The 23,507-nt window shown below is 62.7% G+C and carries 18 protein-coding genes; 13 read left to right on the top strand and 5 right to left on the bottom strand.

What is annotated here, in order from left to right; all coding sequences use genetic code 11:
• Complete coding sequence (locus ACZ1JY_RS03640) at window positions 1–1,323, top strand: glycoside hydrolase family 32 protein (protein ID WP_168903428.1); 1,323 nt, start codon at window positions 1–3, stop codon at window positions 1,321–1,323.
• On the opposite strand, the gene ACZ1JY_RS03635 is transcribed toward ACZ1JY_RS03640, so the two are convergent.
• The 3 genes from ACZ1JY_RS03635 to ACZ1JY_RS03625 all read right to left on the bottom strand — a co-directional run bounded on the left by ACZ1JY_RS03635 (window position 1,302) and on the right by ACZ1JY_RS03625 (window position 4,876).
• Window positions 1,302–2,201 carry an ROK family protein gene (locus tag ACZ1JY_RS03635; RefSeq protein ID WP_465130386.1) on the bottom strand — a complete coding sequence of 300 codons (900 nt, stop codon included), beginning with the start codon at window positions 2,199–2,201 and terminating at the stop codon, window positions 1,302–1,304. The two genes, ACZ1JY_RS03640 and ACZ1JY_RS03635, sit on opposite strands and share 22 nt — an antisense overlap.
• Complete coding sequence (locus tag ACZ1JY_RS03630) at window positions 2,198–3,703, bottom strand: MFS transporter (protein WP_465130385.1); 1,506 nt, start codon at window positions 3,701–3,703, stop codon at window positions 2,198–2,200. Before ACZ1JY_RS03630 ends, ACZ1JY_RS03635 begins: the two co-directional genes overlap by 4 nt.
• Before the next feature lie 138 nt (window positions 3,704–3,841).
• Window positions 3,842–4,876: a LacI family DNA-binding transcriptional regulator gene (locus tag ACZ1JY_RS03625; protein WP_168903497.1), complete on the bottom strand. Its 1,035-nt coding sequence runs from the start codon at window positions 4,874–4,876 to the stop codon at window positions 3,842–3,844.
• A gap of 353 nt (window positions 4,877–5,229) precedes the next feature.
• On the opposite strand from ACZ1JY_RS03625, the gene ACZ1JY_RS03620 reads away from it, so the two are divergent.
• The 11 genes from ACZ1JY_RS03620 to ACZ1JY_RS03570 all read left to right on the top strand — a co-directional run bounded on the left by ACZ1JY_RS03620 (window position 5,230) and on the right by ACZ1JY_RS03570 (window position 21,589).
• The gene (locus tag ACZ1JY_RS03620; protein WP_465130384.1) at window positions 5,230–7,947 is read left to right on the top strand and encodes a TonB-dependent receptor; all 2,718 of its coding nucleotides are present in this window, start codon (window positions 5,230–5,232) and stop codon (window positions 7,945–7,947) included.
• A gap of 113 nt (window positions 7,948–8,060) precedes the next feature.
• Window positions 8,061–9,587 carry a tryptophan halogenase family protein gene (locus ACZ1JY_RS03615; RefSeq protein WP_465130383.1) on the top strand — a complete coding sequence of 509 codons (1,527 nt, stop codon included), beginning with the start codon at window positions 8,061–8,063 and terminating at the stop codon, window positions 9,585–9,587.
• Window positions 9,580–11,403 carry an alpha-amylase family glycosyl hydrolase gene (locus tag ACZ1JY_RS03610; RefSeq protein ID WP_465130382.1) on the top strand — a complete coding sequence of 608 codons (1,824 nt, stop codon included), beginning with the start codon at window positions 9,580–9,582 and terminating at the stop codon, window positions 11,401–11,403. Before ACZ1JY_RS03615 ends, ACZ1JY_RS03610 begins: the two co-directional genes overlap by 8 nt.
• Window positions 11,400–13,034: an alpha-glucosidase gene (locus ACZ1JY_RS03605; protein ID WP_465130381.1), complete on the top strand. Its 1,635-nt coding sequence runs from the start codon at window positions 11,400–11,402 to the stop codon at window positions 13,032–13,034. Before ACZ1JY_RS03610 ends, ACZ1JY_RS03605 begins: the two co-directional genes overlap by 4 nt.
• Complete coding sequence (locus ACZ1JY_RS03600; RefSeq protein WP_465130380.1) at window positions 13,034–15,082, top strand: glycoside hydrolase family 97 protein; 2,049 nt, start codon at window positions 13,034–13,036, stop codon at window positions 15,080–15,082. Before ACZ1JY_RS03605 ends, ACZ1JY_RS03600 begins: the two co-directional genes overlap by 1 nt.
• 191 nt (window positions 15,083–15,273) lie before the next feature.
• Window positions 15,274–16,722, top strand: coding sequence for a glucose-6-phosphate dehydrogenase (gene zwf / locus ACZ1JY_RS03595; protein ID WP_118073753.1), 1,449 nt, complete (start codon window positions 15,274–15,276; stop codon window positions 16,720–16,722).
• Window positions 16,715–17,341 (top strand): 6-phosphogluconolactonase, encoded by a 627-nt coding sequence (locus ACZ1JY_RS03590; RefSeq protein ID WP_465130379.1) that lies wholly within the window; start codon window positions 16,715–16,717, stop codon window positions 17,339–17,341. The genes zwf and ACZ1JY_RS03590 overlap by 8 nt, the downstream gene beginning before the upstream one ends.
• Window positions 17,338–19,161 carry a phosphogluconate dehydratase gene (gene edd / locus ACZ1JY_RS03585; RefSeq protein ID WP_465130378.1) on the top strand — a complete coding sequence of 608 codons (1,824 nt, stop codon included), beginning with the start codon at window positions 17,338–17,340 and terminating at the stop codon, window positions 19,159–19,161. Before ACZ1JY_RS03590 ends, edd begins: the two co-directional genes overlap by 4 nt.
• Window positions 19,162–19,186: 25 nt before the next feature.
• Complete coding sequence (locus ACZ1JY_RS03580) at window positions 19,187–20,155, top strand: glucokinase (protein WP_465130377.1); 969 nt, start codon at window positions 19,187–19,189, stop codon at window positions 20,153–20,155.
• A gap of 165 nt (window positions 20,156–20,320) precedes the next feature.
• The gene (locus ACZ1JY_RS03575; RefSeq protein WP_465130376.1) at window positions 20,321–21,103 is read left to right on the top strand and encodes an enoyl-CoA hydratase-related protein; all 783 of its coding nucleotides are present in this window, start codon (window positions 20,321–20,323) and stop codon (window positions 21,101–21,103) included.
• A gap of 39 nt (window positions 21,104–21,142) precedes the next feature.
• Complete coding sequence (locus ACZ1JY_RS03570) at window positions 21,143–21,589, top strand: DUF488 domain-containing protein (RefSeq protein ID WP_465130375.1); 447 nt, start codon at window positions 21,143–21,145, stop codon at window positions 21,587–21,589.
• Here the strand turns inward: ACZ1JY_RS03570 and aroB are convergent.
• Complete coding sequence (gene aroB / locus ACZ1JY_RS03565; protein WP_465130374.1) at window positions 21,586–22,692, bottom strand: 3-dehydroquinate synthase; 1,107 nt, start codon at window positions 22,690–22,692, stop codon at window positions 21,586–21,588. The two genes, ACZ1JY_RS03570 and aroB, sit on opposite strands and share 4 nt — an antisense overlap.
• Window positions 22,683–23,264 (bottom strand): shikimate kinase, encoded by a 582-nt coding sequence (locus tag ACZ1JY_RS03560; RefSeq protein WP_465130373.1) that lies wholly within the window; start codon window positions 23,262–23,264, stop codon window positions 22,683–22,685. The genes aroB and ACZ1JY_RS03560 overlap by 10 nt, the downstream gene beginning before the upstream one ends.
• A 97-nt stretch (window positions 23,265–23,361) precedes the next feature.
• Here ACZ1JY_RS03560 and ACZ1JY_RS03555 point away from each other — a divergent pair, with 97 nt between their 5' ends.
• The gene (locus ACZ1JY_RS03555) at window positions 23,362–23,505 is read left to right on the top strand and encodes a hypothetical protein (RefSeq protein ID WP_168903414.1); all 144 of its coding nucleotides are present in this window, start codon (window positions 23,362–23,364) and stop codon (window positions 23,503–23,505) included.
• Window positions 23,506–23,507: the final 2 nt, after the last annotated feature.

Raw genomic sequence — 23,507 nt, 5'->3', positions numbered from 1 at the left:
ATGCGCCCTCGTTATCATTATGCTCCCGCCGCCAACTGGCTGAGCGATCCCAACGGCCTCGTCTGGCAGGATGGCGAGTGGCACATGTTCTACCAGTACAATCCCTTCGGCGAGGAATGGGGGCACATGTCGTGGGGGCATGCCGTTTCGCCCGACCTTGCGCATTGGCAGGAACTGCCGGTCGCGTTGGCGGAGGAAGCCCAGACCATGATCTTTTCGGGCTCGGCTGTGATCGATCATGCTGGCAGTGCGGGTTTGGGACATGGTGCGATAATCGCGATCTACACCGGCGCAAGAACGGATCGACAGCACCAGTTCCAATGCATTGCCGCAAGCAGTGATCTGGGGCGGACTTTCACCAAGTATGCAGCGAATCCGGTGCTGGATCGCCAGATGGCAGACTTCAGAGACCCCAGCGTGTTCTGGCATGAGCCGACGCGGCGCTGGATCATGGCCGTGGTTCTGTCCGACGAAAATCGCGCCTTGCTCTATGGATCGGACGACCTGAAATCATGGCAAGAGCTGTCCGAGATACCGACGGACGGTGCTCCGGGGCACTTGTGGGAATGCCCATTCCTCGTCGAATTGCCTGTTGAAGGCACGGATCAGACGCGCTGGCTGTTCAAGGTCGATGTGCTTTCAGGCGCACCGGGATCGGGCGCTCTTTATCGGGTCGGCAGCTTTGATGGTGTTCGGTTCACGGCCGAAAGTGCCTGGCTGGTGGCTGACCATGGCGATGAGTTCTACGCTGCAATTGGCTGGATCGAACCGCGTGATCGCCTGGATCGGCCGACGTGGATTGGCTGGATGGGTAACCATGCCGTGCAGAAGCACTTGCCGCTGCAGGGCTGGCGCGGCGCGATGAGCCTGCCTCGCAGGCTTTCCTTCAGACGCGGCGAGGGCGGTTTCGTGCTCGTCCAGTCGATCGAACGATCATGCCGCGCATTGTTCGGCGATGCCGAGAAGATCGAACTGGACCATGGCTGCTTTCCGCTGCCGAGTTGCGCCATGCTGACGGCGGACGCTGGCGATTGGGCGTTCACGCTCTCCGATGACGCGGGCCGCTCGCTCGCTTGCGCTTGCAAAGCAGGCAGGATCGAGGTCATCCGCAAGGACGCGGTGACGCCACAGCTTGATCACAGGAGCGAAATGGCGCTCACCGGCGTCGGGCCAGTCGAGATCTGGCTCGACTATGGCAGCATCGAGATCGTCGCCGGGGCAGGGGCGGACTGCCTCACCTTGCAACATCGCCTTGCCGGTGAGGCATGGGCGCTGCGTGGCACCGGCAGGCTCTCTGCCCGTTACCTCGCCTCGAGCGCCTGACGGCCCAGTTCGATGGCGCCGGTGATGCCGGCATCATCGCCAAGGCCCGGGGTGACGATGTAGCCCTGTAGCCCGGAGTCGAGGCGTGGGTGCTGGACATAGCCATTAATCTTGGCAGCCGTGGCCTTGCGCACAGATTCAACCAGCCCGGGCGCCTTCATCACGCCACCGCCGAAGATCAGCCGGTCCGGCATGTGCAGCAGCACGAGCGTCGAGGCGAGGTGGGCGATGTAGTCGGCCACGATGCCCACTTCCTCTGACCCGAGCTTGTCGAGGCTCGTGCCCCAGCGCTTTTCAATGGCTGGTCCACAAGCCAGGCCCTCAAGGCAGTCGCTGTGATAGGGGCAGATGCCAGGAAAGGGATCGCGCGACGGATCGCGCGGAGGCTGGATGTGGCCGCTTTCGAAATGCGAAATGCCCATCAGCGACTGCCCGTCGCGCACCACGCCGGTGCCAACGCCTGTTCCGATGGTGGTATAGGCGAGCGTGCGACAGCCTTGTCCGGCCCCGGCCATCCATTCGCCGATCGCAGCGCCGTTCACGTCGGTGTCTACCTTGATCGGGGCGCCAAATCCGGACAGCACGTCGTGAAACCGTGCGCCTGACCAGCCCGGCTTGGGCGTGGTGGTGAAAGTGCCGTATGTGGATGACGTCGGGTCGATGTCAATCGGGCCGAAGCTTGCCACACCGAACGCCGCGATCGGACCATGTTGCGCGCTGGCTTCTTCAAAGAAAGCCTGCATCGCTGGCCAAGTCTCGGCAGGCGTATTGGTCGGCATGCGCGTGCGGGCGAGGATTCCACCCTCATGCGTGGCAAGGGCAAGCACGAACTTGGTGCCGCCGGCTTCGACCGCTCCGATCAGACCTTTGTCGCTCATTCGCTTGTCACTTTCGCATTTTCCTTCACCAGCATCATGGCCGCTGCAGCCGCCGTCATCATCAGTGCTGCAACCAACATCGTCCAACGCGGCTCTCCGGGGAAGAAGCTGCGCATCACGCCGCCCATCAGTGTAGCGACTACGAGTTGCGGTATGACGATGAAGAAATTGAAGATGCCGATATAGATCCCAAATTTTCGTGGCGGCAGCACTCTCGTCAGAATGACGTAGGGCATCGACAGCACGGATGCCCAGGCAATGCCCATCCCGACCATCGGCAGCAGCAGCGCATTCGGATCGCGGATCAGTAGAATCCCCACGAAGCCCGCTGCCCCGCATAGCAGCCCGACCGCGTGGGTCGCAGCATTACCAATGCGGCGGGCCAGGACGGGCAGCAGGAACGCTGCAAGCGCGGCAACGCCGTTGTAAAACGCGAACATGATGCCGACCCAGTCCGCGCCTGCGTTATAGGCAAAGCTGGTCGTGTCGGTCGCGCCGAATGCCTGCGCGGTGACCACCGGCGTCGTGTAGATCCAGACGATAAAGAAGCCGATCCACGTGAAGAACTGCGCAAATGCCAGTTGGCGCATCTGGACGGGCATCTGGGCAAGATCGCTGACGATGTGCGCCAGCGCGCCCTTGGCCGACGTGGCACGAACGCCAATCTGGATCAGTCCGAAGGCACACAGCCCGGCACCAAGGACATAGAGTTGCTTGTCGAGGGCGAGCGTTTCGACCAAGCCGAGCATGACGATCCCGGCAATCACCCAGAACGGCCCACGGCGCGGATAGATCAGTGGCTGGTGCTCTCCGCCCTGACTGTGGTCGGAGTCGGCATCGAACTCTGCCATCTCCGCAGGCGAGTATTCGCGCACTCGTAGCACCGTCCAGCCAACGCTGAAGATCATTGCCGCCGCGCCGAGATAGAAGCTGTAGCGGACGGACGGCGGGATCACTCCTTCAGGAGCGACGTTGGCAATCCCGAGCCAGTTGAAAAGCGCCGGCGCGAGGCTGCCCAACACGGCGCCAGCCCCGATAAAGCAGGTCTGGAAGGCGAAGGCCTGCGCGCGCTGGTCGTCCGGCGTCATGTCTCCGGCAAAGGCGCGGAACGGCTCCATCGCGACGTTGAGCGAGGCATCGAGGAGCCACAGAAAGGCCGCGGCGAGCAGGAGCAGCCCGGTGTTGGGCAGGCCGATCAGCGCCAATCCGGCCAGAACGGCACCGGCAAGAAAATAGGGGCGACGGCGGCCGAGGAAGCCCCATGTGCGGTCCGAATGATACCCGATCAGCGGCTGCACGATCAGGCCGGTGACTGGTCCTGCGATCCACAGGAAGGCGAGATCATCGACGGAGCTGCCAAGTGACTGGAAAATGCGGCTGACGTTGGCGTTTTGCAGTGCAAAAGCAATCTGGATACCGAAATAGCCGAAGCTGATGTTCCACAGTCCCCAGAAGCTCTGCCTTGGTTTCTCCCTTGCGGGTTGGCGGATCGAGGTGGTCATCGGCTCTCCATGGGGCGCTATTCGTGCGCCAGGTGGCCGTCTCGCGCGGCCATTGCATTGCAATCAGGCCGTGCGAAGTTGCAGAAACCGGACGTTCCTGCAATCGATGCGCATACGAATACCAAGACCGCCGGGGGATCAACCACCGCTGCTTGCGCGAACCACTAGCCGGGCCGGCAGCACGCGGGGATTGCCCGGGCGGCCTTCGACTTGCGCGAGAACGCTTTCCACCAGTGCTTCGCCAGCCAGCCGGATATCCTGCATGATCGTGGTGAGCGGAGGTGACGTGAAGGCCGCGGCCGGAATGTCGTCAAAGCCGACGACCGCGACATCGTCCGGAACCGAAAGTCCGGCTTCGGAAAGTGCACGCATGGCGCCTACCGCAATGAGATCGCTGGCGGCAAAGATCGCATCGAACGGTGCCTCCCGCGACAGGAGCTCGCGCGCGGCGTGATAGCCGTTTTCTTCCGATGAGACGGCGTCGACGAGCAGGGCCGGGTCTGGTGAGAGGCCTGCTGTCACGACAGCTTTGGCAAGGCCTGCATAGCGCTGTTCGAATTCCGGATAGTGCGAATCCGCTTGGCCGAGGAACGCGATCCGCTTTCGTCCGCGTGCCAGAAGGTGCTCGCCCGCAAGCCGTCCCGCGCCGAAATTGTCCGACCCGACCGTGGCTCCGATTGTGCCGTCGTCAACCGAGCCCCAGCGTACGAAATGCGTGCCGGATCGGAGCAACTGGCGTAGCCGCGGCTCGTATGCCGTATAGTCGCCATAACCAAGCAGGATCAGGCCGTCCGCGCGATGGCTGTCCTGGTATCGCTTGTGCCAATCGTCATCCAGTTTCTGGAACGAAATGAGCAGGTCCAGCCCGCGATGGGCGCAATGCCGCGTGATCGACCCGAGCATGGCGAGGAAGAACGGGTTGATGTTGGATTCGTCCGGCGTTGGGTCCTCGAAAAACAGCAGAGCCAGCGTGTTTGACCGTTGCGAGCGCAGCGACGAAGCGTTCTTGTCGACCGTGTAGTTGAGTTGCCGAGCGATAGCCTCGATCTTCTGCCGCGTTGCGAGACTGACGGACTTGCTGCCGCGCAACGCCCTGCTCACAGTGGGCTGTGATACGCCGGCAAGGTAGGCAATGTCGAAACTGGTTGGTTTGTTGGAAGGCCTGCGCCCCATATCCCGATCACTCCCACCGCCCGGTGTGGTCCCGTGGTCGGTCATCGCCGACTTTATGCGCGATGTTTCGGTCATGCAATGGGGTGGCGGCTGCGCCAGTCGAATCGCAAGGAAAACGCCCATTTTTTAAGCGTTTTGCGCGCAGCTCGAGCGTTGCCAAATAGCATCATCTGAAACCAATCCGGGTGCCGGCGCATGCATAGTATACGTATGCCATATTCGCCAATCTTCATCGCTCCCTTAAACCGAAATGGAGCGGAAGGCCGGGATCAGCGGCTCCGCCCAGTTCGAGCACAGGTATTCGCAAAAGGTTCAGGGCCGGGACAGTCCGGCTTGGGGGAGTGAGTTTCAACATGGCAATTCGCACATTATCCGCTGCTGCGGGCGTATCGCTCGCCGCCATCACGGTTGCGCTCGCCGCGACCCCGGCCATGGCGCAGGATGCTGCCCCGGCACAGGATCAGGCGCAGGCTGACACCGCTCCTGAAGCTCAGGAACAAGCCATCGTCGTGACCGGCTTCCGCGCTGCGCTCGCCACGGCCGTGAACGTCAAGAAGACCTCGCCGGTCATCGTGGAATCGGTTTCGGCAGAAGACATCGGCCGTCTTCCCGATGCATCGATCGGTGAATCGATCGCGCGTCTTCCGGGCCTCACCACCCAGCGCCTGTTCGGCCGCGCCAACTCGATCGCTATCCGTGGTTCGAGCGCGGACCTGTCCTCGACCACGCTGAATGGTCGCCCGCAGACCTCGACGGGCGAGCAGCGCAATGTCGAGTTCGACCAGTTCCCGTCGGAAATCGTCAGCCGCGTTGACGTCTACAAGACACCGCAGGCGAACCTTGTCCACCAGGGCCTCGTGGGTACCGTCGACATCAAGACGATCCGCCCGCTCGAATTTGGCAAGAGCCTGCTCTCGTTCGGCGGCCGCGGCACTTATGCAGACCTCGGCAAGGTCAACAAGGACAGCAACGAGTTCGGCTATCGCGCAACTGCGACCTACGTCGGCCAGTTCATGGAAGACCGTCTCGGCGTGGCACTGTCGGCCGCCTACACCGACGAGCCCTACCAGGCTCAGGAATTCGAAGCCTGGGGTTACGCCGACGGCCCGAACAACACCAAGATCATCGGCGGCATGAAGCCGTTTGGCGTTTCCACGCAGCTCAAGCGCCTCGGCATCCAGGGCACCGTGCAGTTCAAGCCGGTCGACGAACTGACTCTGACGGTTGACGGCTTCTACGGCAATTTCAAGGACAAGCAGATCAAGCGCGGCATCGAGTTCCCGCTTGCCTGGAGCGGAGCGCAGCTGTCGCCGACCGGCATCGAGACCAATGGCAACCTGATCACCAAGGGCACGTTCTCTGGCGTCGAAGCTGTCGTCAACAACCACGGCTACGAGCGCAACTCCGACATCTTCTCGGGCGGCTTCAACGCGGCTTGGGCTGGCGAAGATGGCTGGTCGGCTTCGTTCGACTTCGGCTATTCGAAGACGGACCGCAACGAACTGAGCCTCGAAACCAACGCAGGCACTGGTCCGGGCGCGGGCGTTGGCGCGGCGGACACACTGACTTTCGTCAGCGGGCCGACCGGCACCAGCTTCACCAGCCACGTGCTCGATTACGGCAACTACAACACCATCGTGCTGACCGATCCGCTCGGTTGGGGTGGTGGTGCGCCCAAGGGTTCGCAGGAAGGCTACTACAACGACCGCATCATCGACGACGAGATCAAGAGCTTCCAGATCGAAGTCGGCAAGGAGCTGGAAGACAGCTTTCTTTCGAAGATCACTGTTGGCTCGGCCTATGTCGATCGCACCAAGGCCAAGACTCCGGAAGAATATTTCCTCAACCTTGCCGGTGGCGTGAAGTCGCTGGTGGTGCCCGAGAAGTACCGTACCGGCGCAACCGACCTGTCTTTCATCGGTGCTGGTCCGATCATCGGTTACGATCCGTTCAGGATGCTTGAGGACGGCGTCTACGTGAAGACGCTCAATGCCTCGAAGGACGTGCCCGCCAAGGCCTACTCGGTCACCGAGCGCGTGATGTCGATCTACCTGAAGGGCGACCTCAAGGCGACGCTCGGCGATGTCGAGATGGATGGCAACATCGGCGTTCTGGCCCAGAACACCGAGCAGAAGTCGCGCGGCTTCGTGAACCTGGCAGCTGCATCGCTGGTGCCTGTCACCCGCGGCGCGCGTTATTGGGACATCCTGCCCAGCCTCAACCTCAACTTCCGCATTCCGGGTGATTGGGTTGTCCGCTTTGCTGCGGCCCGCGAGATCCAGCGTCCGCGCTTCGAGGACATGAAGGTCAGCCTGGACTACAGCTACAATGTCAACAGCGGCGTGATCACCGGAAACGGCGGTAACCCGCAGCTGCGTCCGTACCGTGCGTGGGCAGCTGACCTGAACATCGAGAAGTACTTCGGACGCAAGGGCTATGTCGGCCTGCAGATGTTCTACAAGAAGCTCGACAACTACATCTACAAGGATGTCGTTCCTTACGACTACACCGGCCTGCCCATCGTTGCCCCGGTTCCGATCACGAACTTCGTCGGCACGATCAATACGGCGGTCAACGGTTCGGGCGGCAAGCTCTATGGCGTGGAACTCGCCGGCACGCTTCCGTTCGAAGTCATCACCCCGGCGCTTGAAGGGTTCGGCTTCACCGGCGGCCTTGGCTACACCAAGACTTCGATCAAGCCCGGTCCGAACGCGAATTCGATGGATCTGCCAGACTATTCGCGCTGGGTCGCTTCGGGCACGCTGTTCTTCGAGAAGGCCGGTTTCAACGCTCGCGTCTCGGCCCGTCATCGCTCGTCGTTCCAGGGCATCTTCGTTGGCTTCGGCGGCGAGCGTGAACTGCGCCGCGCGCTGAAGGAAACCATCGTCGATGCGCAAATCGGCTATGACTTCAAGGAAAGCAGCCCGCTCAACGGTCTGTCGCTCTTCGTGCAGGGCCAGAATCTGACCGACGAGCCTTTCGTTTCGGTCGACAACGGTGCGCCGCTGCAGATCCGCAATTACCAGACCTATGGGCGCCGCTTCATGGCGGGCTTCAACTACAAGTTCTGATCCCTCCGGAGGGGCGGCCTCATCCCGCCCCTCCACCCTTTTGGGGACAGAGACGTTGCCAGGAAGTGCCCGCAGAAGGCACTCTTTAAAGAATTCACTGCGGGAGAACGGACGTGTCGGCTTCACATCAGCGCAGGATCGTCATCGCGGGCGGTGGCACGGCGGGATGGATGACTGCGGCCGCGCTGTCCCGGCTTGCTGCGCCGCATTGGCAAGTCACTCTCGTGGAATCCGAGGAAATCGGCACGGTCGGCGTTGGTGAGGCGACCATCCCGATGGTCCGCCTGTTCAACCAGACCCTCGGCATCGACGAAGCCCAGTTTCTGCGCGAGACCAATGGCACATGGAAGCTCGGCATCGCTTTCGAGGGCTGGGGCGGTTTTGATGACCGTTATATCCACGGTTTCGGGCTGACCGGGCGCAGCCTCGGCGTACTTCCGTTTCATCACTACTGGCTTCGCGGTCGCGCGCAGGGACTTGCAGGCCCATTTGGCGAATACGTGCTCAACGCCGTCGCATCCGATGCGAACAGGTTTGCACACATCGACCGCCCCCAAGGCAGCGCGCTGCCGCCAATGCCCTATTCCTACCACTTTGACGCCTCTCTCTATGCCGCATTCCTGAGGCGTTACGCCGAAGGTCGCGGCGTTCGCCGGATCGAAGGTCGGATCGTCGGTTTCGACCGCAATGCGCTGAGCGGTGATCTTGCGGCGCTTCGGCTCGAGCGTGGCGAGGTGGTTGAAGGCGATCTCTTCGTAGACTGCTCTGGCTTCCGCAGCCTGCTTCTGGGCCAGGAGATGGGCGTCGGTTATGTCGATTGGAGCGAATGGCTCAAGTGCGATCGCGCTGTGGCGGTGCCCTGTGTGCGCGCCGAGCCGTTGGTCCCTTATACCCGTTCGATTGCCCAGCCCGCCGGGTGGTGCTGGCGCATTCCGCTGCAACATCGCACCGGAAACGGCCACGTCTTCTGCTCTGAAATGATGAGCGAGGATGAGGCGACGGCTCGCTTGCTTGACAGGCTGGATGGCGAGCAACTGGCTGAGCCGCGAACGATCCGCTTCAAGGCTGGGCGGCGGGAGAAGTTCTGGGAGCGCAACGTCGTGGCGGTGGGGCTTTCGTCGGGCTTTATCGAGCCTTTGGAATCCACCTCGATCCATCTCATCCAGACAGCGATCAGTCGCGTAGTCGATTTCCTGCCCAACGGCCCTGTGCAGGATGCCGACCGCGATGCTTACAACCGGCTGGCAACGTTCGAGATCGAGCGCATCCGCGACTTCGTGATCTTGCACTATGTCGCCAATGGCAGGCACGGCGAACCCTTCTGGGACGCTCTCAGGCAGATGGAAGCGGAAGGACAACTCCCCGAGGCTTTGGGTGAGCGATTGGCCATGTTCCGTGCCTCTGGCCGCATCGTGCGCGAGCATGACGAACTGTTTGACGTGCCCGGTTGGGCGCAGGTGATGATCGGGCAGGGGGTGATTCCTCAGCGCTGGCATCCACTCGCCGATCAGGTTGCGTCTGAAAGCCTCAAAGCCTTCCTCGAAACCGTTCGCGGTGCCTATGCAAAGGACGTTGCCCGAATGCCATCCCACGCCGATTACGTCGCTCATGTCTGCGGGCAGGTACCGGTGCATGCGTAAGTTCATAGGTCTCTCCCTGCTGGCGCTGCTCGCCTCGCAACCTGCGCGGGCCGATGTGCCGCTGGCAGAAGTCCGGGCGCGTCCGGCAGCGGGGGAGACGATCTATTTTCTGCTGCCTGACCGGTTCGAGAACGGCGACAAGGCCAACGATCTCGGGGGCCTGAAGGGTGACCGCTACAAGACCGGCTTCGCCCCTGCGGCCAAGGGCTTCTACCATGGCGGCGACCTGAAAGGACTGACCCAGCGCCTCGACTACCTTCAGGGACTTGGCGCGACGGCGATTTGGGTGGCGCCGATTTTCAAGAACAAGCCGGTGCAGGGCGGGCCGGGGTTGGAGAGCGCCGGATACCACGGCTACTGGGTGACCGACTTTACCCGGGTCGACCCGCATTTCGGAACCAACGCCGATTTCAAGGCGCTGGTCGATGCCGCGCATGCGCGTGGGATGAAGGTCTACATGGACATCATCGCCAACCACACGGCAGATGTGATCCAGTACAAGGGTGGCCAGTACACCTATCGCGACAAGGCGAACTGGCCCTATTCGCGCAAGGGTGGCCTGAACGGTAAGCCGATCAATCCAGGATTTGCTGGCGATGAGGATTCGAGCGCGACGAACTTCGCCAGGCTGACCGATCCCGGCGCGGCCTATGAACCGTTCGTGCCGCCTGCCGAGGCGCATGTGAAGGTTCCCGACTGGCTCAACGATCCGATCTATTACCACAACCGCGGCGACAGCACGTTCCGGGGCGAAAACAGCCGCTTCGGCGACTTTGCCGGGCTCGACGACCTGTTCACCGAGCACCCGCGCGTTCGCGCCGGAATGATCGAAATCTATGCCGACTGGATCAGGCGGTTCGGCATCGACGGCTATCGCATCGACACCGCCAAGCACGTCGATCCAGGCTTCTGGCAGGCGTTCATTCCGGCGATGCTGGATACGGCGAAGAAAGCCGACATCCCGAACTTCACGATCTTCGGCGAAGTAGCGCACGAAGGTTCGGACCCCGGCACCATCGCCCGGTACACACGCCGTGACGGCTATCCCGCCGTGCTGGACTTCGCCTTCCAGGGCGCGGTGCGCGCGGTGCTGGGACAGGGCAGGGGCACCGAGGTCCTCGCTGATACGTTCGATGGCGACGTGCTCTATCAGGGTGGCGAAGAAGCTGCGCTCGCGATGCCGACGTTCCTTGGCAACCATGACATGGGCCGCTTCTCAACGCTTCTCGCCAAGGACATGCCGGGGATTTCGGATGCAGAACTGACCAACCGCGTCGAGCTTGCCCACGTGATGCTGCTGACCCTGCGCGGTTCTCCCGTGATCTACTCTGGCGACGAGCAGGGCTTTGTTGGCGATGGCAACGATCAGGATGCTCGCGAGGACATGTTCGCGAGCAAGGTCGCGAGCTACAACGACAACCGCCTGCTTGGCACTTCCGCAACCACCGCGACGGCCAACTTCGATCCTGCGCATCCCTTCTACAGGTTGATCGCGACACTGGCCCAACTGCGCAAGGCCCACCCTGCGCTTGCGCGGGGACGGCAAGTTACGCGAACGTATTCGGAAGCGCCCGGATTGTTTTCAGTCTCCCGCTTCGATCCGGTTGGCGGTACCGAATATTTCATCGCGTTCAACACCTCGGACAAGCCGATCGCCGTGCAAAGCGTGATCGGCGCGTCCGCAACAAGCCTTGAGACGCTCCACGGGCAATGCCCGGCGCAGGTTTCCGCGCCCGGCAGCGTTACTGTCGAGCTACCCGCCTTCGGCAGCATGGTCTGCCGTGTTGCTCCCTCCCCGGAATTGACTGTTCGATGAAGACTTCAGAAGCGGTCCTTGCCAGCCCCATGCCGCAGGCCGACGCGCCGTGGTGGCGTGGCGCTGCAATCTATCAGATTTACCCGCGCAGCTTCTGCGATTCCAACGGCGACGGCATCGGCGACCTGCCGGGCATTACACAACGGCTCGACCATGTCGCGCGGCTCGGCGTGGACGCAATCTGGGTCTCGCCTTTCTTCAAGTCACCAATGCGTGATTTCGGCTATGACGTGGCCGACTACTGCGATGTCGATCCGATCTTCGGCACGCTTGCTGACTTCGACGTCATGGTGAAGCGGGCGCATGAACTCGGCCTCAAGGTCACGATCGATCAGGTATACGCCCATACTTCGGACTTGCACCCCTGGTTCGAGGAAAGCCGTCAGGACCAGTTGAACGACAAGGCCGACTGGTACGTCTGGGCCGACCCGAAGCCTGATGGTTCGCCACCCTCAAACTGGCAATCGGTGTTCGGCGGTCCCGCGTGGACGTGGGACGCGCGGAGGCGGCAGTATTACCTGCACAACTTCCTTTCCAGCCAGCCGCAGATGAATGCGCACAATCCCGATGTGCAGGATGCGCTGCTTGGCGTCATGCGGTTCTGGCTGGATCGCGGCGTCGACGGGTTCCGGCTCGATGCGCTCAACTTCCTGATGCACGATCCGACGCTGCGCGACAATCCGCCGTCGCCCGACGACGGCCGTCGCAAGACGCGGCCGTTCGACTACCAGCTGAAGATCTACAACCAGTCGCACCCCGACATCCTCAAGTTCATCCAGCGCGTGCGAAAGCTGTGCGATGAATATGGCGCGGTGTTCACCGTGGCCGAAGTGGGCGGCGATCTGGCCGAAACCGAGATGAAGGCCTTCACCGCCGGTGAGGATCACCTAAATAGCGCCTATGGCTTCGATTTCCTCTATGCCGATAAGCTGACGCCCAGGTTTGTTGAGCAGGCCGTTGCCAAGTGGCCGGACACGCCGGGCATCGGCTGGCCGAGCTGGGCTTTCGAGAACCACGACGCGCCCCGTGCGCTTTCGCGCTGGTGCAGCCCCGATGATCGCGACGCGTTTGCGCGGCTGAAGGCCATGCTGTTCACATCGCTGCGCGGCAATATCATCGTCTATCAGGGCGAGGAGCTCGGGCTGACGCAGGTCGAAATTCCGTTCGAGCAGCTGCAGGATCCGGAAGCCATTGCCAACTGGCCCCTGACGCTTTCGCGCGATGGCGCGCGGACGCCGATGCCATGGATGGTGCAGGCGGGTGAGGGTGGCTTTACCGGCGGTTCGCCGTGGCTGCCAGTGGGTGAAGAGAACCTTGCGCGTGCAGTAGACCGGCAAGAAGCCGACCCGGCATCGCTGCTCAACCTGACCTCGGACTTGCTGCGGCTGCGCCGAGAAAACGATGCGCTGCGGCTGGGCTCCTTCGAAGTGCTCCATGCAGACGAATGCCTACTTGCCATTCGGCGCGTTTCTGGTGAGCAATCGATTGCAGGCCTTTTCAACCTGTCCTCCGTCCCGGTGGTCTGGCCGCAAGGGCTGGTGCGGGATGGCAAGGAACTCGCGTCGGTCAACGGCGCCACTGTTGGGCAGTTGCCGCCGTTCGGCGCGCTGCTGATCGAAGAGAGGATCTGATGCGTAACCTTCTGAACATAGCAGCGCCGCTGGCGCTGTCCCTGTCGTGCGCCCTCGTTTCGCCCGCCTTGGCCGAGACGGTGACCGCCTCTTCGCCCGATGGCAGCCTCGTACTTTCGGTCACCACCGACAACGATGGCCACCCGCTCTACAGCCTGACCCGCAAGGGCAAGCTGCTGCTTGGTTCCTCGATGCTTGGCTTCATCACCAGTGATGGCCCGACCATGCAGCGCGGCCAGAAGATCATCGGCAGCGAAACCGCCTCGGGCAAGGAAACTTGGGAGCAGCCATGGGGTGAGCGTCGCTACGTCAGCGACAACCACAATGAGCTGCTGGTCAGGTTCGAGCAGGTGCCGGACTGGGGCGGCCGCCGCATGAACGTGCGCTTCCGCCTGTTCGACGACGGGTTCGGGTTCCGCTACGAGATCCCCGAGCAGCCCGCGATGAAGGTGATGAAGATCGCCGACGAGCTGACCGAGTTCAACTTGGCGCAGAACGGCACAGCGTGGTGGATCCCTGGCGGCGAATGGAACCGGTACGAGCAAGTCTACCAGAAGACACCGATCGACGCCGTCTCGACTGCGCATACGCCGATCACGATGAAGCTGGAAGACGGCACCCACCTGTCATTCCATGAAGCGGCGTTGGTCGACTATTCGGGCATGTGGCTCAAGCGCCAGACCGGCACTTCGTTCCGTGCTACCCTGGCACCGTCATCCAGTGGCCCGAAGGTGACGCGCGCCGTGCCGTTCAACACCCCGTGGCGCACGCTGCGCATCGCCGACAGTGCCAAGGGGCTGGTCGAGAACGACCTCGAATTGAACCTCAACGAGCCGAACAAGATCGGCGATGTCTCCTACTTCAAGCCGATGAAGTACATCGGCATCTGGTGGGGCATGATCCGTGGCGACTGGTCGTGGGCGGAAGGTCCGAAACACGGCGCGACGACCGCGCGGACCAAGCAGTACATGGACTTTGCCGCCAAGCACGGTTTCGGCGGAGTTCTGGTCGAAGGCTGGGACAAGGGCTGGAACGGCACCTGGTTCGGCAACGGCAAGGACTTCAGCTACACCCAGGCAACGCCCGATTTCGATATCGAGGCGGTGACGAAGTATGGCGCGAAGAAGGGCGTCATGCTGATCGGCCACCACGAAACCGGCGGCAATATCGCCAACTACGAGGCGCAGCTAGAAGACGCGATGAAGCTCTACGACAAGCTGGGCGTACGCGCGGTGAAGACCGGCTACGTTGCCGATGCAGGCGGCATTCTCGCCCCCGGCGACACGCCAGGCGCCTACAGGATGGAATACCACGACGGCCAGCGCCAGGTGCAGCACCACCTCAAGGTCGTCGAGACGGCCGCCAAATACCGTATCGTCGTCAATGCCCACGAACCGGTGAAGGACACCGGCCTGCGCCGCACCTATCCCAACTGGATTGACCGCGAAGGCGCGCGCGGCATGGAGTACAACGCGTGGGGCCAGTTCGCCAACGGACCGGACCATGAACCGACGCTGGTCTATACCCGCATGCTTTCGGGCCCGATGGACTACACTCCGGGCATCCTGAGCCTCGAGGGCGCAGACCACGTGCCGCTGGCTTCGACGCTGACCAAGCAACTCGGGCTCTATCTGGCGCTCTATTCGCCGATCCAGATGGCGGCAGACTTCATCGAAAGCCTTGAAGCGCACCCGAAGGAATTGGCCTTTATCAAGCAGGTCCCGGCGGACTGGTCGGAAAGCCACCTGATCGCCGGTGAAGTGGGCGACTATGCCATCTTCGCGCGCAAGGACCGCAACAGCGACGACTGGTATGTCGGCGGTGTCAACGATGCAACGGCGCGCGACGTTTCGCTGAGCCTCGACTTCCTCGATCCAGGCAAGACCTACACAGCCACGGTGTGGAAGGATGGCGAGGGCGCGACTTACGAGACTGACGCGCGTCACCGCATCGCCTATGCCACGCTCAAGGTAAAGAAGGGCGACGTTATGCCTGCTTGGCTGGCGCCGGGCGGCGGCCTTGCCGTGCGTTTGCATCCGGGGAAGTAGCCTTTCGGCACGATTGCGGATTGCGGCCGGCCATGGTGCAGTGCACACCGTCGCCGGTCGCTTTGGCACGCATAGCTATCCTGCATACATATGCGTGCTGAACTGGCGTCACTTAGGGTCTAGGGCCATGTGCAAGGCACGGGTCCGACGCCGATTTCGGCAGACCGCATTGCCAAGGGAGAATTACGTCGATGATCGAAACCAGCTGCTCGGCTCTGCTGCTGTTCGGTGCCACCGGCGATCTTTCACGGCGCATGCTCCTGCCGTCGCTCTATGCCTTGCACGAGGACGGGCTCATCGGGCCGGATCTGCGGATTGTCGGCACGGCGCGTTCAGAACATGACGATGCCGAGTTCCGGGAATTTGCTCGCGCCGCGCTTGCCGAGTTCCTGCCTGAAGACAGGCGGGACGAGGAGAAGCTGGCAAGCTTCCTTGATCGGCTCGAATACCAGACGCTGGATGCATCGAATGTCGATGGCTTCGGCGCGCTGGCCGAGAAGCTCGGGGACACTTCGTGCGGTCTTTCGATCTTCCTTTCGACCGCCCCGTTCCTGTTCGAGCCCACGATCGAAGGGTTGAAGCGGGCAGGGCTGGCCCATGCCAACGTGCGCATCGGCCTTGAAAAGCCGCTCGGCAACGATCTTGCCTCGTCCACCCGCATCAATGACGCGGTAGCCGCCGCCTTTGCCGAGGAACAGATCTTCCGGATCGACCATTACCTTGGCAAGGAAACGGTCCAGAACCTGATGGCGCTGCGCTTTGCCAACATGATGTTCGAGCCGTTGTGGAACGCAGGCGGCATCGATCATGTGCAGATCACGGTCAGCGAGACGGTCGGCCTCGAAGGCCGCAAGGGCTTTTACGACGATACCGGTGCGCTGCGCGACATGGTGCAGAACCACATGCTGCAGCTCCTGGCGCTGACGGCGATGGAGCCGCCAGCCAGCCTCGATGCCACTTCGATCCGTGATGAAAAGGTCAAGGTGCTGCGCGCGCTGCGCCCCGTGAAGGCCGAGGAAATGGTGCGCGGGCAGTATCGCACCGGGGCGGTCAAGGGCGCTTCGGTTGCTGGCTATCAGGAAGATCTGGGCGAGGCATCGGATACCGAGACTTTCGTTGCGATCAAGGCGCACGTCGATAACTGGCGCTGGACCGGGGTCCCGTTCTATTTGCGCACCGGCAAGCGCCTGGCTGAGCGGCGCAGCGAGATCGTCGTCGAATTCAAGCAGGTGCCGCACAACGTCTTTGCCGAGCGCGGCGGGCGTATCCGCGCCAATCGCCTGGTAATCCGCCTGCAGCCCGAGGAATACGTGCGCCTGCAGGTCATGGCCAAGGAGCCGGGGCTGGACCGCGGTGGCATCGTGCTGCGCGAGGTGAACCTCGACCTGTCGCTGACCACCGCCTTTGCCAAGGCCCGCCGCCGTATTGCCTACGAACGCCTCCTGCTCGATCTGATCGAGGGCGAACAGACCCTGTTCGTGCGCCGTGACGAAGTGGAAGCACAGTGGAAATGGGTCGACGCTATCCGCAAGGTCTGGGCTGACACCGCGATGGAAGCCCGCCCCTATGCCGCGGGTTCGTGGGGACCGAACGCCGGCATTGCCCTGACCGAGCGTGACGGGAGAAGCTGGAATGACTGACCTCGTGCCGGCGAACGTGCGGTGGGCGCAGCCCGGCGAAGCGGCGGCGGTGGCAGATCACATTGCGCGCGTGGTTTCCGCACCCGGCGCGAAGCGGATTGCGTTCACTGGTGGCTCCACGCCGATCAAGGTGCTGGCCCTGCTCAAGGATCGCCCGCTCGACTGGGCCAGCGTGACCATCGCCCTGACTGATGATCGCAGGGTGCCTGACGACCATCCGGCAAGCAACTTCGGCAAGATCCACGCAGCGCTCGGGGAGTCCGGCGCGCAGTTCGAACGACTCGCAGAAGGCGCGCAAGTCGCGCCATTCGATCTCGTCTGGCTCGGCATGGGCGAGGATGGCCACGTCGCCTCGCTGTTCCCGGAAATGACAGCGCATGTCCGGCCAGGACCGGCGGTTATTGCCACGACGCCGATCCCGCTGCCGTCGGAAGCACCGTTCGATCGGCTCACCTTGAATGAAAAAGCGCTCAAGGCGACGAAGGAGATTATCCTCGTCGTGACTGGCGCCCCGAAGAAGGTGTTGCTGGAATGCGCCTTTGCGGGTGACGACCGCTATCCCGTTACCCAATTCCTGCGCGGCTACGGCCCGCCTGTGACTATCTACTGGAGCGAATGATGCCCTTGCATCCTACCGTCGAGCGCGTCACCCAACGCATCATCGAACGCTCGCGCCCGACGCGCGCCGCCTATCTCGACCTGATCGAGCGCTCGCGCGACAAGGGCCTCAACCGTCCGCAGCTGTCCTGTGGCAATCTCGCCCACGGCTTTGCCGCCTCGGGCGAGGACAAGACGTTGATCAAGAGCGGCAAGGCGATGAACATCGGCATCGTCACCGCCTACAACGACATGCTCTCGGCGCATCAACCCTATGGCCGCTACCCCGAGCAGATCAAGATCTTCGCCCGCGAAGTGGGTGCGACGGCGCAGGTTGCGGGCGGCGTTCCGGCCATGTGCGATGGCGTGACGCAGGGCCAGGATTCGATGGAACTGTCGCTGTTCAGCCGCGACAACATCGCCATGGCGGCGGTCGTCGGCCTCAGCCATGCCATGTTCGAAGGCGCGCTTCTGCTCGGCATTTGCGACAAGATCGTGCCGGGTTTGCTGATCGGCTCCCTGCGCTTTGGCCACCTGCCGACGATCCTCGTGCCTGCAGGCCCGATGCCGAGCGGGCTTCCCAACAAGGAAAAGGTGCGCATCCGCCAACTCTATGCCGAGGGCAAGGTCGGGCGCGACGAGCTGCTCGAAAGCGAGAGCGCCAGCTATCATTCCCCGGGCACTTGCACGTTCTATGGCACCGCCAACTCCAACCAGATGATGATGGAGATGATGGGCCTGCACATGCCGGGCTCGAGCTTCGTCCAGCCCGGCCTGAAGCTGCGGCAGGAGCTGACGCGGGCAGCCGTGCATCGCATCACCCAGATTGGTTGGAACGGCGACGACTATCGCCCGCTCGGGTTGTGCGTGGACGAGAAGGCCATCGTCAATGCCATTGCGGGGCTACTGGCAACCGGCGGTTCGACCAATCACGTGATCCATCTGCCCGCCATCGCCCGTGCGGCCGGCATCCAGATCGACTGGGACGACATGGACGAATTGAGCCGTGCCGTGCCGCTTATCGCCAGCGTCTATCCCAACGGTGCAGGCGACGTGAACGCTTTTGCCGCGGCCGGTGGCATGCCCTACGTGATCCGCGAATTGATCGGCGCAGGCCTTGCCCACGCCGATATCATGACCGTCTACGGCAAGTCGCTCGAAGAGGGCGCGCAGGAGCCGGTCATGGATGGCGATTCCCTCAAGTGGAACCCCGCTCCGGAAACGTCGGGCGACGAGAAGATGCTGCGCCCGGTCGCCGCACCGTTCCAGGCCGAGGGCGGCTTCCGCCTCCTCAAGGGCAATCTCGGTCGTGGAACCATCAAGGTCAGCGCGGTCGATCCCTCGCGCTGGACCATCGAGGCGCCGTGCAGGGTGTTTAACGACCAGAACGACGTGCTCGGGGCGTTCAAGGCTGGAGAACTTGAAAAGGATGTGGTCGTCGTGGTCCGCTTCCAGGGCCCTGCTGCCAACGGCATGCCCGAACTCCACAAGCTGACCCCGCCACTGGGCGTCCTTCAGGACCGTGGCTTCAAGGTGGCGCTGGTCACCGATGGTCGCATGTCTGGCGCATCGGGGAAGGTGCCTGCCGCCATCCACGTCTCGCCCGAAGCAAAGACCGGCGGCCCACTCGCCAAGCTGCGCGATGGCGACGTGGTCCGCGTCTGCGCCAATACCGGCGAACTGGCAGCGCTTGTCCCGGCCGAGGAATGGAACGCACGCGAAGAAGCTGTCGCGCCACCTGCCGGTCTTGGCGTAGGACGCGAACTCTTCGCGCTTATGCGCCTGCATTCCGATGAAGCGGAACGCGGCGGTTCGGCGATGCTGGCAGCCGCCGGACTCTGACAAGAACGGATTTGAGGGGGTTGGAATGCAGGTAGTTGCCGTCGATATTGGCGGAACCCACGCGCGCTTCGCGCTTGCCGAAGTTGGCGGGGGCAGGGTCATGTCCCTCGGGGAAGCCGTCACGCTGAAGACGGCAGAGCATGGCTCGTTCCAACTGGCTTGGGAAGACTTCGGCCGCATCGTTGGCAAGCCGCTGCCCTCGGCCGCGGCCATCGCGGTCGCGGGGCCGGTGGGTGGCGAGATCATCAAGTTCACCAACAATCCCTGGATCATCCGCCCAGCTCTGATCCCGGAAAAGCTGGGTGCAGAGCGCTATCTCGTGGTCAACGATTTCGCTGCCGTTGCTCATGCCGTCGCGCAGGCTGACGACAGCCATTTCATCCACCTGTCCGGCCCGGAGACCAATCTTCCGCAGACCGGCGTCATCAGTGTCATCGGCCCTGGTACGGGCCTTGGCGTGGCGCAACTGTGGCGCGAGGGTGGCAGCTATCGCGTGCAACCGACCGAGGGCGGACATGTCGATTACGCGCCACTGGATTCGATCGAGGACGCGATTCTCGCCGGTCTGCGCAAGCGCCATCGGCGCGTGTCGGTCGAGCGGGTCGTTGCCGGCCCGGGCATCGTCGACATCTACGAGGCACTGGCCCTGCTAGAAGGACGTCCCTATACGCCACGCACCGATCGTGAGCTATGGGAGCTTGGCACATCCGGCGAGGACAGCCTTGCTGCGGCAGCTGTTGACCGTTTCTGCCTGTCGCTGGGCAGCGTAGCGGGAGATCTTGCACTCGCCCATGGGTCTTGCGGGGTTGTCATGGCGGGGGGCCTGGGCCTCAGAATCAAGGACACGCTGGTGCGGTCGGGATTCGCGGATCGCTTCCGCGCCAAGGGGCGGTTCGAAGGCTTGATGGCGTCCATCCCCGTGAAGTTGATCACCCATCCCCAGCCAGGCCTGTTCGGTGCTGCCGCTGCATTCGCGCAGACCTACCGCGACTGATCTTTAAGCGGATAGGCAACTGGACAGCCGTTGCCTATCCGTGGCACCTGCCAGACCGCTTCCTACGCTTTAATCGGGCAATTAATTCCGGTGGATTCCTTCTGCCGAGACGGTATTGCTGTGTGGCGTAGCATGCATGCGGATGCCGAAGGAGAAGGTGCCCAGATGGAATACGAAACCATTCGTGTCGAGCGTATCGGCGATGTTCTGAAGATCGTGCTCAACCGGCCGGAGCGCTTGAACGCCTGTCCGCCGAACATGGCACTGGAACTGGCAAACGCCGTCAACGATCTGGCCGGGGCGCGTGCTGTTGTCATCACCGGAGAAGGACGCGCCTTCTGTTCGGGTGCAGATCTCGCGGCGAGGGGTGATCGCTCCATCGCCGGGGGGCGGGGCGCCTATACCGCGCTCACCCAGGCATACAATCCGTTGATGCTCGCGCTTTCGCGCTTGCCGGTCCCCGTCGTTACAGCGGTCAACGGACCGGCGGCAGGCGTGGGGTGTTCGATCGCGCTGGCGGGTGACTTCGTCATCGCTGGGCGCAGCGCCTATTTTCTTCAGGCTTTCGTGAATATCGGGCTGGTGCCTGACGGAGGAGCGTCATGGATGCTCACCCGTCTTGTCGGCAAGGCTCGCGCCACCGAGATGATGATGCTGGGTGAGAAGATCGGCGCGGAGAAAGCGGAAAACTGGGGCCTGATCTACAAGGCAGTCGATGACGCCGCATTGCAGGATGAAGCCATGGCGCTGGCCAGCAGGCTGGCCGCCGGTCCCACGGTGGCGCTTGGCGTCATGCGCCAGAACATCGCGAAGGCTCTCGAGGTGGACTATGCCAGTGCCCTGCTTGTCGAAGCCGAAGGGCAATGGAAAGCGGGCGACAGCGAAGACGCCGCAGAAGGTGGCCGGGCGTTCCTGGAAAAGCGCAAGGCAGCATTCACGGGCAAGTAAGGCCTTGATCCACAGGCAAGAAGTCCCACGTTAGTTGACATGACCGCCCGCAACATCTGGACCATCGGTTACGAGCAGGCCACGGTTGCGGCGGTCATGGATGCCCTGGTTGAAGCAGGCGTCGAAGTTCTTGCGGATGTCCGCGCGCTGCCGCTGTCGCGCCGTCCGGGTTTTTCGAAGTCTGCCTTGGCTGCAAGCGCACGCGAAGCCGGGATCGAATACGTTCACTTCAAGGCGCTCGGCACGCCCGCCGATGGGCGAGCCGCGGCGAGGCGGAACGATCATTCCGCGCTCGAGCGGATCTATGAGGGCCAGCTCCAGTTGCCCGAGGCAATCGCGGCCGGCGCCATTCTGGCCGATCTGGCAAAGGAACGGAACGTTGCCCTGCTTTGCTACGAGCGAGCGGCACATGGCTGCCATCGCTCGCTGCTGCGGAAGGCCGTGTTGCCGGAATTTGGCGTGATTGATCTTCTGCCGGCGGATTAGCCGCGCAGTTCCTCGTCGAGGAACGAGGCGACTTCGTCCAGATCGACATCCTTTGCCAGGAACGTCTTTCCGATACCGCGCATGAGCAGGAACGGCAGAGTTCCGGCATCCATTTTCTTGTCGTGCAGCATGTGATCGGCAAGGCGGCGGCCACTGCACTCAAGGCCCAGCGACCGCAGCGATGCCGGCAGGCCAACCGCCTCCATGTGTGCGACGATCCGTTGGGCATCCTGGCCAGACATAAGCCCCAGGCGGGCAGAGAAGCGGGCCGCCAGGACCATGCCCAGCGCCACGCCTTCGCCGTGGAGCAGGCGATCGGAAAAGCCGGTTTCTGCCTCAAGCGCATGGCCGAAGGTGTGGCCAAGATTGAGCAGCGCCCGGACCCCTGCAGTCTCCTTCTCGTCTGCAGCGACAATGCGGGCCTTTGCCGAAACACTCTGGGCGATCGCAGCTGCGCGTGCCGAGCTGTCACCTGCAAGCAGTTTCGCGCCGTTGGCTTCGCACCATTCGAAGAACGGAGCGTCGTCGATCAGGCCATACTTGATGACTTCGGCATAGCCGGCGCGCGTGTCGCGCAGAGGCAGCGTATCCAGCGCCGAAGGGTCTGCCAGAACGAGTGAAGGCTGATGGAACGCGCCGACCAGGTTCTTGCCGGCGGGGGTATTGATCGCGGTCTTGCCACCGACGCTGGAATCGACCTGCGCCAGTAGAGTTGTAGGTATCTGGATGAAGCCGCAGCCGCGCTTGACCATCGAGGCGGCAAAGCCGGTCAGGTCGCCAATCACGCCACCGCCGAGAGCGACGATGTTGTCCTTGCGCTCCACTTCCTGAAGCAGCAGCCAGTCGACAACACGGGCGAGGTGTTCCCAGCTCTTGGTGCTTTCACCCGCAGGAAGGACGAGCCATTCACTCTGCACGCCCGCAGAAGCGAACGAAGCTGTCACGGTTTCCTGCCAATGCGCGGCGACATTTGCATCGGTGACGATGGCAACGCGGTCCTTGCGCAGGAAAGGACGGCAGTGTTCGCCCGCATTGGACAGCAGTCCGGCTTCGATGCGCACTTCGTAAGGGGCGCCAGCGATGGCGACGGGGATCACAGCCATTTGTCGATTGCCTTGAGTATCTTGTCGGCAGTCACATGATGCGGCTGCGCACTGCTGGTGACATGGATCGGGGCCTGGGAGTAGAACGGCTCCCGTTCCGCCTTGAGACGAGACAAGATCTCGCGCGGGTCTCCCGACCGGAGAAGGGGGCGGTTGTCCTTCCGGCCAACGCGTTCGACAAGAGTGTCGACGTCGCTGTCGAGCCAGACCGCGATGCCTTTTTCAAGGATCAGCGCCCGGGTTTCGGCATTGCAGAAAGCGCCGCCTCCGGTTGAGAGCACCTTGCGGTCCGTATGCTGACCCGTGCCCATCAGGCGCACGATGACGCGACGCTCGCCATCGCGAAAATAGTGTTCGCCATATGTGGCGAAAATCTCGGGGATCGGCATGTGCGCTGCGCGTTCGATCTCTTCGTCGGCGTCAAGGAAAGGCAGGTGGAGCATCGTCGCCAGCTTTCTGCCGACGGTCGTCTTCCCCACGCCCATCATGCCGACGAGCACCAACGGTCGTGCGATCCGCCGCGCGATACGGGCGATTTCGGACGAGCTGAGCGGATGCGCGTCATGTTCCATTGCCGCGCCGCCTATACTTGCGCTAGTGCCCGTTGCAAGCACCGCCTCGACTGCATGGCGGTGCAAAAGCGTTTGGCGTCTGGTACCGGGTGGTTGAATGAAGAGGATTGCCGTGGTCGCTCTGGCAGCAGTTGTGGTGGTGGCCTTGTTGACGGTGATCTGGATCAGGGGTGGGACACAGCCGATGCAGTGGGTCGAACAGCCGGTCGGCGAACCTCCGGTCGGGAGCAAAGCGCAGTGAGC

This window comes from Novosphingobium sp. BL-A-41-Hi4B-X5A, assembly GCF_055521705.1.
Note: the sequence above shows the minus strand (reverse complement) of the source record. Positions and strands in the feature narration are given on the sequence as shown.

Excerpts from the sequence above, each read along its gene's own strand:
- ACZ1JY_RS03640 (WP_168903428.1), top strand. The coding sequence starts at position 1 with ATGCGCCCTCGTTATCATTATGCTCCCGCCGCCAACTGGCTGAGCGAT.
- ACZ1JY_RS03635 (WP_465130386.1), bottom strand. The coding sequence starts at position 2,201 with ATGAGCGACAAAGGTCTGATCGGAGCGGTCGAAGCCGGCGGCACCAAG.
- ACZ1JY_RS03630 (WP_465130385.1), bottom strand. The coding sequence starts at position 3,703 with ATGACCACCTCGATCCGCCAACCCGCAAGGGAGAAACCAAGGCAGAGC.
- ACZ1JY_RS03625 (WP_168903497.1), bottom strand. The coding sequence starts at position 4,876 with ATGGGGCGCAGGCCTTCCAACAAACCAACCAGTTTCGACATTGCCTAC.
- ACZ1JY_RS03620 (WP_465130384.1), top strand. The coding sequence starts at position 5,230 with ATGGCAATTCGCACATTATCCGCTGCTGCGGGCGTATCGCTCGCCGCC.
- ACZ1JY_RS03610 (WP_465130382.1), top strand. The coding sequence starts at position 9,580 with ATGCGTAAGTTCATAGGTCTCTCCCTGCTGGCGCTGCTCGCCTCGCAA.
- ACZ1JY_RS03605 (WP_465130381.1), top strand. The coding sequence starts at position 11,400 with ATGAAGACTTCAGAAGCGGTCCTTGCCAGCCCCATGCCGCAGGCCGAC.
- ACZ1JY_RS03600 (WP_465130380.1), top strand. The coding sequence starts at position 13,034 with ATGCGTAACCTTCTGAACATAGCAGCGCCGCTGGCGCTGTCCCTGTCG.
- zwf (WP_118073753.1), top strand. The coding sequence starts at position 15,274 with ATGATCGAAACCAGCTGCTCGGCTCTGCTGCTGTTCGGTGCCACCGGC.
- ACZ1JY_RS03590 (WP_465130379.1), top strand. The coding sequence starts at position 16,715 with ATGACTGACCTCGTGCCGGCGAACGTGCGGTGGGCGCAGCCCGGCGAA.
- edd (WP_465130378.1), top strand. The coding sequence starts at position 17,338 with ATGATGCCCTTGCATCCTACCGTCGAGCGCGTCACCCAACGCATCATC.
- ACZ1JY_RS03580 (WP_465130377.1), top strand. The coding sequence starts at position 19,187 with ATGCAGGTAGTTGCCGTCGATATTGGCGGAACCCACGCGCGCTTCGCG.
- ACZ1JY_RS03575 (WP_465130376.1), top strand. The coding sequence starts at position 20,321 with ATGGAATACGAAACCATTCGTGTCGAGCGTATCGGCGATGTTCTGAAG.
- ACZ1JY_RS03570 (WP_465130375.1), top strand. The coding sequence starts at position 21,143 with ATGACCGCCCGCAACATCTGGACCATCGGTTACGAGCAGGCCACGGTT.
- aroB (WP_465130374.1), bottom strand. The coding sequence starts at position 22,692 with ATGGCTGTGATCCCCGTCGCCATCGCTGGCGCCCCTTACGAAGTGCGC.
- ACZ1JY_RS03560 (WP_465130373.1), bottom strand. The coding sequence starts at position 23,264 with ATGGAACATGACGCGCATCCGCTCAGCTCGTCCGAAATCGCCCGTATC.
- ACZ1JY_RS03555 (WP_168903414.1), top strand. The coding sequence starts at position 23,362 with ATGAAGAGGATTGCCGTGGTCGCTCTGGCAGCAGTTGTGGTGGTGGCC.